This window comes from Formosa sejongensis, assembly GCF_033447105.1.
GTDB lineage: Bacteria > Bacteroidota > Bacteroidia > Flavobacteriales > Flavobacteriaceae > Formosa.
On record NZ_JAWQUN010000012.1, the window covers coordinates 81,434 to 92,559 of the forward strand.

10 protein-coding genes are annotated in these 11,126 nt (G+C 32.4%); 5 read left to right on the forward strand and 5 right to left on the reverse strand.

Features of this window, described 5'->3' with window-relative positions:
* Nucleotides 1–45 precede the first annotated feature (45 nt).
* From R6X41_RS12530 to R6X41_RS12545, 4 genes are all read right to left on the reverse strand, one after another.
* Nucleotides 46–690 (reverse strand): START domain-containing protein, encoded by a 645-nt coding sequence (locus R6X41_RS12530; RefSeq protein WP_318500682.1) that lies wholly within the window; start codon nt 688–690, stop codon nt 46–48.
* Nucleotides 683–1,831 (reverse strand): sulfotransferase family protein, encoded by a 1,149-nt coding sequence (locus R6X41_RS12535; protein ID WP_318500683.1) that lies wholly within the window; start codon nt 1,829–1,831, stop codon nt 683–685. Before R6X41_RS12535 ends, R6X41_RS12530 begins: the two co-directional genes overlap by 8 nt.
* Before the next feature lie 93 nt (nt 1,832–1,924).
* Nucleotides 1,925–2,767 carry a porin family protein gene (locus tag R6X41_RS12540; RefSeq protein WP_318500684.1) on the reverse strand — a complete coding sequence of 281 codons (843 nt, stop codon included), beginning with the start codon at nt 2,765–2,767 and terminating at the stop codon, nt 1,925–1,927.
* A 165-nt stretch (nt 2,768–2,932) separates the two neighbouring features.
* Nucleotides 2,933–3,859: a DUF1295 domain-containing protein gene (locus R6X41_RS12545; RefSeq protein WP_318500685.1), complete on the reverse strand. Its 927-nt coding sequence runs from the start codon at nt 3,857–3,859 to the stop codon at nt 2,933–2,935.
* A gap of 283 nt (nt 3,860–4,142) precedes the next feature.
* On the opposite strand from R6X41_RS12545, the gene R6X41_RS12550 reads away from it, so the two are divergent.
* From R6X41_RS12550 to R6X41_RS12565, 4 genes are all read left to right on the forward strand, one after another.
* Entirely contained in the window at nt 4,143–5,039 is an 897-nt protein-coding gene (locus R6X41_RS12550; RefSeq protein ID WP_318500686.1) for a 3-hydroxyacyl-CoA dehydrogenase, read from the forward strand.
* Nucleotides 5,040–5,200: 161 nt separating this feature from the next.
* Nucleotides 5,201–5,971 (forward strand): tyrosine-protein phosphatase, encoded by a 771-nt coding sequence (locus R6X41_RS12555; RefSeq protein ID WP_318500687.1) that lies wholly within the window; start codon nt 5,201–5,203, stop codon nt 5,969–5,971.
* 25 nt (nt 5,972–5,996) lie between these two features.
* A complete protein-coding gene (locus R6X41_RS12560) occupies nt 5,997–6,983 on the forward strand; it encodes a DUF7064 domain-containing protein (RefSeq protein ID WP_318500688.1) in 987 nt (328 codons plus the stop codon).
* On the forward strand, nt 6,973–9,324 hold the full coding sequence (locus R6X41_RS12565) for a PEP/pyruvate-binding domain-containing protein (protein ID WP_318500689.1): 2,352 nt from the start codon (nt 6,973–6,975) through the stop codon (nt 9,322–9,324). Before R6X41_RS12560 ends, R6X41_RS12565 begins: the two co-directional genes overlap by 11 nt.
* A 170-nt stretch (nt 9,325–9,494) precedes the next feature.
* Here R6X41_RS12565 and R6X41_RS12570 read toward each other — a convergent pair whose 3' ends face one another.
* The gene (locus tag R6X41_RS12570; protein ID WP_318500690.1) at nt 9,495–9,929 is read right to left on the reverse strand and encodes a DUF421 domain-containing protein; all 435 of its coding nucleotides are present in this window, start codon (nt 9,927–9,929) and stop codon (nt 9,495–9,497) included.
* Between the two features lie 598 nt (nt 9,930–10,527).
* Between R6X41_RS12570 and R6X41_RS12575 the strand changes: the two genes are divergently transcribed.
* Nucleotides 10,528–11,010, forward strand: a complete 483-nt coding sequence (locus R6X41_RS12575; protein ID WP_318500691.1) for a YciE/YciF ferroxidase family protein — start codon at nt 10,528–10,530, stop codon at nt 11,008–11,010.
* Nucleotides 11,011–11,126 lie beyond the last annotated feature (116 nt).

Here is an 11,126-nt window from a genome sequence, read left to right on the forward strand (position 1 = left end):
ATCAAACAATTTGAGATTTTAAATTCTACTATTTATAACTAACCTTTAATTAATAATATTAAAGGTCTTGTTCTGATATTTACTTTTCTTAATCACGTTTTTAAGGGCTAACATCGTATAATATGGAGTGTCGTCTGCAAACATATTAGACATCCACGCAGGTATACCTCCGCCTGGATCTACTTGCATTTCGAAGATAATTTCGAGCTTTCCAGAATCCAATACTTTAGCTTTCCAAAATCCTTTTCCTGTTAGTCTAACAAGATCTTCTTTTGCAGCCATATAATTTTCCAGGAGTTTAATATCTACAAATAGCGTTTTTGTATTAGTATCCCATTTAATACTATTTGAATATACACCATCTCTGTTTTTATACGGGAATGGCACTTTAGCCTCGGCATAATAAATTTGAAGTGAGTCTCCTGATTTTTCAAGTAACGACGCATCTTTTAATTTATATCCCCAAGTTGCCAGTCCATCAATATCGTAAATTACAGCAAGAAAGGATTGTACACTTTGGTCAATTGTCATTGTGGCTTTAAAGGCTTTAAAATCTGAAGTGCTTACTGGTTTCGTATAGACTTTAATCCCGTCTTCTTCTTTCTCCATTTTCCAATTTTCTTGCGCTAATCCATTTTGAAACATCAAAATAAGAAGCAGGCAGCCGTATTTAATACTATCTTTAATCATTTAAAATCTCTATATTTTCTGGCATGTTATAATTATATTCTTCAAAGATAAATCCACACGTCTCTTTTAATGCGGCTAAATGGGATTTCGTAATTTTATGTGTATTCTTTTTATAGCTTTTTTTACTCTCTATATACGATTTAAATCGCGTTTCAGAAACTTGAAATCCTGTTAAACTTAGTTCCTTATATATACTACTAATAACATGTAATGGTTCTTTTTGAAGCGCATCGAAAGACACTTCGATCAAATTTCCTTTTGGTATTAATTCACGTTGCTCAAAATAATCAGCCATTAAATTTTTATACAAATCCATGACCACCATATCCATGGTGTCTTGTGGCATATTTTGCAATTGCAAATGAGGTAACATCTTTAAAAAGAAATTATGCGTCGATAAAAACACTTCTACAGGATTTCTATGAATATGAATAAATTTTGCATCCGGAAACATTTCCAACAAAACTTTAATTCGTGCCGTATTCGGTGGATTTTTAGAAAGATACACCTCTTTATTCGTGTTTTTTAAAGCCTTTTTAATTAGCAATTTATAATTCGATTTCCATTCCTCTGCTTGATCAGAATCAATACCTTTAAACAATATAAAACGTTTATAATAGTCTTTAATTCTAAAAGGGAACATCCAGAAATAATAAAAACTTATTGGTGTTTTATCACCTAAAGCAAACTCTTCTTCTTGTGGTAATGCTGTACCTAAAGCCACATTATCTCCTGCTCTTTTCCCTGGCATTAAGGCCTTAGCAAAGCCTTGAAATAATGCATTTCCTAAAATATTAAAAGTGGTATCTGGAAAGACACTTTGGTAAGTCGTAGTATATCCCATTTGCTCGTCCTGACAAAGTAAATTATGTAAATGCGTGGTCCCACTTCTCCAATGGCCTAGTATAAAAATAGGTTGATTTTTAATGTCTTGCTTTTTATATTTCGGATTAATAAAAAGACGTTCGTAAGTCCGAAACGGGTAGTTTATTAGATTCACTACGATGATAATAAATAATCTGAAGTAATACCGAAAATCAATTTTATTATTCCATATTAACCCTAAAACTATTTGGAACGAGTACCCTACTGCGGGAGGCAATAAAACACCCTTTTTACTCTTTTTTTCAACTTGAGACATACAATTGAATTATTATAAACTGATCATCTAAAAAAAAATCTTGAAGAAAAATATTCCTTCAAGATTTTAATACATTTAACTCCTTATAATCGTTTAGTTAACAGGAATTATATTTTGTTTCTTTTTTGTTTTAAAAGCATATGCATATCCTAGAGAAAACGTAAGGCTTCCCATGTGTACAGTACCATAAGTATCTGTATCATTTTGTAAAGGAATAAAACCATAAGATCCACGAACATCAAAAATAATTTCGCCAGCTTCACCAACTTGGTAACTAACTCCACCACCTAACATGGCACCAAAATCCATATTAGCGACTTCACTGTTAACATCGGTAGTTGCTGTTAAATCCATTGGAGGAAGATCTACTAAAATATAAACTGGATCTGTGTCTGTACCTACATTATGAGGCACTTGAATTGGCATGGTCCCAGCTTCATCAAAAAACATTTGGCTTGTCCCAGAAGTTTCTTGCTTAGGATCTACAATAAATTCAACATAAAGACCAGCATTTGCATACACGCCCCAATTTTTACCTAAATTCCATTCGTATTTCGCTAAAACAGGAATCCCGATATAATTAAAAACAGCTCTGTTATCAAAATCAGCAAAAATAGGATTATCACCAACAAGTGCTCCGAATTCTGGAGGTAATTGTGTTGGAGGTATTGGCTGCATTCCATTACGCTCTCCCCCTTTACTTGCATAGTATAATTCTGTTTTAATAGAGAAATTTTCAGTTAGGCCAAAGTCCATAAATATACCGCCATCAAAACCAGCAACTGTAGAATAGTCTTTACTATAAACATTGTTGTCTTTATTTTGAAGATTTGGCAATCCTACTCCTAGTCTAACTCCTACTTTTGTTTCTTGTGCAAAAACACCAGAAGAAATGAAGATAAAAGCTACTGCAAAAAGTTTGTAAAAATGTTTCATTTATTATTATAATTTGTGGTTAACAAGCGGCAAATGTAATAATAATTTTTTAACAGATTTTAAGATATTTTACATTTAACGGTTACATGAAAAGGTTAAATTAATCAAATATTAATTGAAATACACGATGTTAAACCAATAGAAATAAAAACGAAAACCTTATCGTTATTTCTGTTTAAATGGAAAAAAACGAGACACTCTTTTTTGATACTCTTTATACTCAGGATATTTACTATTACTAATTTCTTCTGAAAAATCGGAACTCCCCTGGAATAATACAATTAATAGCAAGCAGCCTGCAATACTCCAATTAATCCACTGTCCAGAGGCAGAAACACTAAACAAATAAAAAGAAACCCAAACACTTTGTTCTGCAAAATAGTTGGGATGTCTTGAAAATGCCCATAAACCAGAATCTAAAAACCCTTTATTATAAGGTGCTATAAGAGACTTATTAGTCTTAATTAAGGCATGCTTTTTACTCTGAAAACGCCATTGTTGTTCATCTGCAACGGTTTCATAACCCACAAAAAACAACATTAAAGCTGCCGCTATATAATCTAAAACTCCTAAAGGCGTTTCATTAAATTGTAAAGCGACCAAAGTTGGAAGTGTAAATAGTAAAATTAAAATATTTTGATAGCCAGAAATAAAAAATAAATTTAGAAGTGTCCATTTCCATCGCGCCTGAAATTCTGGTTTACTTCTTAAAACTTGCCATCTATAATCTTCTGTGCCTTCCCAAAATTTAATTGTAAATGCACCGTGTCTAGAAAAGTTATAGGTAAGTCGGATTCCCCAAATGGCAACTAAAATTAACATGAGTAATAAACGGGGTGAATAATTCCCGAAATCTGCTATAACCCAGGCATAAACAATAGGTATTAAACTCCAAAGTTTATCAACCTGACTTTTATTATCGGTTAACTCCCCTATTGCGAAACAATATATAATAACTCCTAAATTAATATACATTACGGTTTTAAGAGCCATAAAATCACTATCACTTAATGGCGTTCCAAAAAAATAACTAATAATAGGAACCACAAGTAAGGTAGCTATTAAAAGTGAGGCTGTTTTAATAATATTCATAAAAACGGTTATTTAGTTTAGCCAAAAGTAATAAAAATGTGGAACTCAAATCTTAAATTACAGCGTATAACTGGTTAGAATCATTAGAAACTTAATGAAAACGAAAAATATTATAAAAAATGTAAATTATTTCTATAAAAATTAAGAATACTACTATCTTTATCTTTAACACCTTTAAGACTAAGCCCCTAGTAAAACAAATAAAACTAAACTGGTATTTATAAAACATTTTTAACCTAAACAGAATTATTTTAGAGTAGCACGAAATATAAAACTTATAATTATGACTATAAAAAACATTACAGTTGCTGGCGGAGGAACATTAGGTTCTCAAATCGCTTGGCAGTCGGCATTTAAAGGATTTAACGTTATCATTTATGATGCTTTTGATAAAGGTATCGCAGCAAGTCAATCCTTTCACAAACAATTTTCAGAATTATTTATAGCAGAAAGAGGTGCAACCATTCAAGAAATTGAGCAAGCTTTAAATAGAATATCCTACACAACAAATTTAGCAGAAGCTGTAAAAGATGCTGATTTGATAAGTGAATCTGTTCCTGAAAACATTGAAATAAAAAACAGTTTTTACAAGGAACTAAATAAAGTGGCTCCTAAAAAAACAATCTTCACTACCAATTCATCTTCTATGGTACCGAGCATGTTTGTAAAAGCAACCGGTAGACCTAAACAATTTTTAGCGATGCATTTTGCAAATGGTATTTGGGATGCAAATGTTGCCGAAATTATGGGAACTCCAGAAACCGATGAAGTGATATTTAATCAAGTTGTAGCATTTGCAAAAGCTATAGATATGGTTCCTATTATTCTTAAGAAAGAACAACCTGGATATGTCTTAAACTCTTTATTAATTCCTTTGCTCACGGCTGCAACTGCCTTATTAGCCAATGATGTTTCTGATCCTTATAGCATTGATAAAACATGGATGATTAGCACAGGTGTAAAATTAGGACCTTTTGCTATTATGGATATGGTAGGTTTAGAAACCCTATATAATATTCTAAAAGGTTTAGGGGAACAACCTAAACATAAAGACTTAAGCCTGTTAGCAGATTTTATAAAAACCCAATATGTCGATAAAGGGCACTTAGGTGTAAAATCAGGTCAAGGTTTTTATACGTATCCTAATCCCAAATTTATGGATTCAGATTTTTTAAGTTAATACAACATATTGTAAATTAAGCATGAAATATTGAGACTGAATTAAACACTTTAGATTTTTATTCAGTGTCTATTTTCATGAACTCAAAAATTAAAAAAAATTGTAATGCAGCGATGTATTACAATTTTTTTATATTTAAACTTATTAAATATTAAATGAAAATGACATTAAAAAGCCAACCTAATTTTCGTGATTTAGGTGGTATACTAACAAAATCCGGCAAAAAGGTGAAGCCTAATAGCATTTTTCGATCGGGTTTTTTAGGAGAAATGGATGAAAATGATTTATCTATTTTAACCGAATTACACATAGGGGAGATTTTAGATTTACGAACAACCGAAGAGATTAACCTCATTGGAAAAGGAGAATATCCTAAAAGTATAGTCTACAAGAATATTCCTTTAAATGCAGGAAACATTTCAAAGTCTTTGATTCCGATATTCGAAAAAGGGGAATTTAGTTTAATAGAACCTAATCTATTGAATAAAATTTACTTTGAATTAATCACAACTTTCAAAACAGAACTGGCTGCTATATTTCGTGAAATTATAGATGCAGACCAAGGCATTATATACCATTGTAGTCACGGTAAAGATAGAACTGGAATAATTAGCGCCCTCCTTTTAGATTTCTTTGACGTCGATAGAGCTTATATTTATAAAGATTATTTACTATCTAACGAATTTCTAAAAAAGCAGAATACATACCACCTCCAAATGATTAAGGAAAATTTTAGCAAACAATTCCATAGAGAAGTTTCCGATGAAGAATTTGCGCCAGTACAATCCCTTTTCTATGTGCATGAAGACATTTTAAAAGGTGTTTTCGAGTATTTAGACACCACTTATGGTTCTGTAAACACCTACTTTAAAACCGAATTAAACTTAAGTGAAGTGGAACTTGAATTATTAAAATCAAAATATTTAGAGTAAGATGTTAGAGCGTTTAAAATATAAAATGATAAAAAAGCAACTTTTAAAGCGAGACATTGAACTTACGCCTTTAGAAGAAATTGAACAAAAACATAAAGACCCTTCTCAAAACTTATTTAACGACTCTTCTTATTTTAATGGGATTTCAGACGATGGTTCTTTCTTTTTTGTAAGACAAAGTTTTAGAACCACAAGAGGTAATGAATATTGGTTAGAAGTCTTCTTCCCAGATTTAGGTTTATTACGCTTAAAACAACATCCTGGCGAAGAAGGTGAAGGCTTTCTACAAGGAAATTTACGTTTCGATGCCGTTGAATTAGGAAAAGAATGGAACGTTACTTTTCAAGGTGACATGGATTTAAAAGGCACTTCAAAAAAAGTCAATATAGATTTAAAATTCGAAGCAGAAACGCCTATCATAGATTTTCAAAATGCAATGATTGTAGATGCTACAGCTAATGCCATTGCCAAAGCAAAATGGTCCAGATCGTTTTTTGAAAAATTAAAAGATTCTAAAAAACAACATTTCGAACAAGGTGGTCGACTTACAGGAACTATAGAAATTGATGGAGATAAAAGGCCTGTAGATTTTTATTCTATGCGCGATCACAGTTGGGGCATTCGTAAATGGGGCGGTTGGAAACGCCACGTTTGGATTTGTGGGATGATGGAAAACAAACAATGTTTTAATTTCTCCATGGTTCAGTACGATTATATGGGACAATTATCTGCAGGATTCGTCACAGAAGGAGAACAAATTCATTACTTACGAGAATTTCCAACAATAGAAGATTTTGCTAAAGACCCTATTTTTCCTGACAAATTAGACCTTAAATTAAAATATTCCGATGGTAAATCCTATCATCTTATTTGCGAACGCAAATCATTCGTCCCTTATAATATGGATAATGAATACCAGATAAATGAAGGTGTTTCTTTTGGAACCGTTAATGGTATACCTATAAGATTAGTCACAGAATTTGGATTTAATCCGTCTCATTATGATATATAAATATAATGAAACATTAGGCGATCTTCCCGTTGGAGGAAAGGCCAAAGGCTTAAGTATATTACATCAAAACGGATTTAAAATTCCAGAATTTTTAGTCATTACACCAGAAGGTCACGATACTTTTTTCGATAATCCTGAAGGGCATTATTCATGGATGTCCGATGCTAATAAAGCAGTAAGATCTAGTGGGATGCGAGAAGATGGCGAGCAGCAATCTTTTGCAGGTCAATTTGAATCTTATCTGAATCTGAATAATTTAGAAGCTATTGTTCAGGCGGTAAAAGACTGTATTGCTTCTGGAGAAACCGATCGGGTAAAGACATATGATACTGATGCCCAAAGCGAAAATAATGTCGCCGTTATTATCCAAGACATGGTTGATGCTAAATACGCCGGAGTTGCCTTTTCTGCAGATCCTGTTACTGGAAGACGGGATATTTCGGTTATCAATATCGTTGAAGGATTAGGAGATAAATTGGTTGACGGAAAAGCAGAACCTGAGCAGATTGAAATTAATAAGCACGAAAAAAATGACATTACAACTGAATCGAAATTAGCTTCAGTTGCTATTCTTCGTGAACTAAATGAAGGATTAATAAAGCTTAAAACAGCATTAGGTCATGAAGTGGATGTGGAATGGGCAGTCGATCAAAACGACATTCTATATTGGTTACAAGTTAGACCAATCACGACACTATCGGATGTGCATCCTAACGCATTAGATTCAAAATTAGCACATGACGAAGAAATTCTAACACGAGCTAATATTGGCGAAATGATGCCAGGTCATTTAACACCACTTTCTCTATCTACGTTTGGGAAAGCCATTGAATACGGTATTCAGGACTTTTATATGCAATGTGGTGTACAAAAGGAAATTGTCGATAAACATTTAAACATCAAATATTTTTACAATCACGGATTTATTAGTCTCAGCGGACTTTATGCTATTTCTGACTATATCCTTTTACCAAAAAATGAATATATAGAATATAGTATTCTTGGTCGTGAATTAGATAAAAAATCTCCTGGAATTCCGAAAGACACCTTTACTCAAATTAAAAATCAAGTCAAGCAGTTTAGATATTTTGGAAAGGCTAAAAAGCGATTAAAAAAGTTACAGCTGATGTGTGACACCATACATCAACCAGAACATCTAAACACCGAAGATTTACACCAATGGATTGACGGCCAATTACATAATTTAAATCTTGCTTATAGCTATCATTATTGTACGTCTGGTAAATCTGGAAGTCAATATTCTGCACTAATAAGTGTTATTAGCGGCGGCCCAAAACCAAGCCCAGAAAGTAATACGTACGCCTCTCATTTTTTAAGCAATATTGATGGTATTGTGGGGGCAGATTCTATTCAACAACTTAAAAACCTTGCCAAAGAAATTTCTAAAACTATTCCAAACAGCAATGACTTAGACGACGCTAGCTTATTAAAACGTATCCAAACAGATCAAGGTCTTCTTGGAGAAACATATAATAGATTCATCGCGGAGCATGGACATCGTTGTGTTCGCGAGGCTGAAATGGCAGAAAAAGACTGGTCTCAAGATCCGATGAAGCTTATTCCTGTGTTACGAAACATTGTAAAAACAGGTCAGTTTGATGCCTTTACAAAAGCATTTGATATGCAAGATGCGTTATCAAAACTTCCAAAGATGAGTAGCGTCAACAAATTGATCATTAAAAAATTAGCAAATACAACTAGAGAAGCTGTTGCCATGCGGGAAATGAGTAAATCTGCAGCAATCAAATTTCAACAGAAACTAAAATTTGCATATATCGAGTTAGCTCAAAAATTAAAAGAACAACATAGTATTGAAGACGAATCGGATTTGTTTTATTTAACCCATAAAGAAATCGGATCTGCAATACATGGAAAGCTCCTAAATACGCATCAATTAATAAAAGATCGTAAAAAACTAACTGCGGTATTCTCTAAAATGAGTTTTAACGAAGTGTATTACGGACATCCCTACCCGACTAATAATCAATCTTCAGAAGGCAGTACTAGTAATGGAACTGTTGTAAGTCAAGGCCAAGTTACAGGTAATATAAAGGTCGTTCGCAGTTTAGCAGAAGCCGACAAGCTTGAAAAAGGAGATATTATGGTCTGCCAATACACAGATATTGGATGGTCTCCCTATTTTGCGATTATAGGTGGAATTATTACAGAAATAGGTTCGCCTTTAAGTCATGGCGCCGTAGTAGCAAGAGAATATGGTATTCCTGCCATTGTAAATATGCATGGCGCTATGGATAAATTTGCAGATAATGAAACCGTAGAAATCAATACAGATTTAGAGGAATTTATTAAGAAGATTTAAGTTCTGATTAGACATTAATGTATAGTATCAAAAAAATAGGATGATTTTAAAAGGGGAATAATTACTACAGTTTCTTCTATTAAAATCATCTATCCTAATTAAATCTGATTCGGTATGTGCTTTATGGTAAAGAAAATATCGCCTCCAACAATTCAATTAAAATAGCGTTTTTATTGTTTTTTAGAATGTTCGATTTCTAGACTTTGCATATTCACATCTTTAAACATTCGTGGTTCTACACCTTTTTCTTGATCATTATGAATTACTGATATATCTCCTGTGCTTTCAAAAATCACAGCTTTAACTTCAGAAAATTCATGAACGTTGGCTTCTCTTAACTTCGCAATAAGATCGTCTTCGCCAACATTACAACGTTTCAGTCTTTCGTGCAGTATTTTTCCATTCCACATTATTATTTGAGGTTTGTTGGTGAATATTTTTTTGAAAAAATCATTCTTACGTACCAGCAGCGAAAATACCGTTTGTAAACCAATAATACTCACGAGCACGATTCCTCCTTTTAATAGAGAATAATCTTTGTTCAAAATAATAGATGCTAGTACCGAACCAACTGCTATCGTTGAAGCAAAATCAATACTCGACATTTTAGCAAATGTCCTGAGTCCAAATATTCTCGTGATTATAATTATTATCGAAAAAACGCCTAATACGGATAATACTAACCAAATAGATTCATGTAAAGTCATAAGTTAAAATAATAGAGTACTTAAATTTATTTAAAAAATAAAAACATGTTTAATCCTTTCGAATAAAAAACGTGCTTATATCGTTTTTAACTCAAATATTCACAATATTATATGATACAAACTTAGAACTGATGGAGCAAAGCAGACTGAGTTTTAATTGAAAACATTCCAACGGGATTTAATGTTTTTATGAAGGTCCTATTTAACGAAAATGTAAAAACCCCTGTTCTGTCAACAACGTCGAAGACTGGAGACTATATTCAATTTGAGGTACAAATGAATATGTTAGTGTGTAAAACATCATGTTCTGCAGAAAGCAGAAATAGTGAATTCATTAAGACTTTTCAATATATCGTAGAATCTAAAAACTTATAAGTAACTATCATTTTTAAGACCACAATTACCTAAATGAATAGAGTTAATATTCGTTTTTTTTAGAGTAATCGATCAGGAACTTATTATCTAATTTTATTGCAGTAATAAAAAACTTAAAATCATGAAAAACTTAAAGGAATTATTCGAACACCAATTAAAGGATTTATATAGCGCAGAAAGTCAGTTAGTTGATGCGCTTCCAAAAATGGCAAAGAAAGCAACAGATTCAAAATTAAAGAAAGCTTTTGAAGATCATTTAGATGAAACAAAAAATCAGAAATCAAGATTAGAAGATATCTGCAAAACTCTTGAAATTAAGCCAAGCGGAGAAAAGTGTAAGGCGATGGAAGGTCTTATTAAAGAAGCCGAAGGTTTTATGAAAGAAGCTGAAGGTAATGAGGTGATGGATGCTGGCTTAATTGCCGAAGCACAACGTGTAGAGCATTATGAAATTTCTGGTTATGGGACAGCCGTTCGTTTCGCCAAAGAATTAGGTCATGATGATATTGCATCAGAATTACAAAAGACTTTAGATGAAGAATATAACGCAGACAATAAACTGGACAAGTTAGCTGAAGGGAGATTAAATAAAAAAGCTAAATAATTTAAAACAGATTTAAGAATATATTTCATGAAAAATGGTCTCGAAAAATAGATCATTTTAGACAATATGAAAATATTAACAATGCATAAACTGCATTTTTGTAAGATCTCTGATTA

Coding starts and splice junctions, on each gene's coding strand:
- R6X41_RS12530 (WP_318500682.1), bottom strand. CDS start 690: ATGATTAAAGATAGTATTAAATACGGCTGCCTGCTTCTTATTTTGATG.
- R6X41_RS12535 (WP_318500683.1), bottom strand. CDS start 1,831: ATGTCTCAAGTTGAAAAAAAGAGTAAAAAGGGTGTTTTATTGCCTCCC.
- R6X41_RS12540 (WP_318500684.1), bottom strand. CDS start 2,767: ATGAAACATTTTTACAAACTTTTTGCAGTAGCTTTTATCTTCATTTCT.
- R6X41_RS12545 (WP_318500685.1), bottom strand. CDS start 3,859: ATGAATATTATTAAAACAGCCTCACTTTTAATAGCTACCTTACTTGTG.
- R6X41_RS12550 (WP_318500686.1), top strand. CDS start 4,143: ATGACTATAAAAAACATTACAGTTGCTGGCGGAGGAACATTAGGTTCT.
- R6X41_RS12555 (WP_318500687.1), top strand. CDS start 5,201: ATGACATTAAAAAGCCAACCTAATTTTCGTGATTTAGGTGGTATACTA.
- R6X41_RS12560 (WP_318500688.1), top strand. CDS start 5,997: ATGATAAAAAAGCAACTTTTAAAGCGAGACATTGAACTTACGCCTTTA.
- R6X41_RS12565 (WP_318500689.1), top strand. CDS start 6,973: ATGATATATAAATATAATGAAACATTAGGCGATCTTCCCGTTGGAGGA.
- R6X41_RS12570 (WP_318500690.1), bottom strand. CDS start 9,929: ATGTCGAGTATTGATTTTGCTTCAACGATAGCAGTTGGTTCGGTACTA.
- R6X41_RS12575 (WP_318500691.1), top strand. CDS start 10,528: ATGAAAAACTTAAAGGAATTATTCGAACACCAATTAAAGGATTTATAT.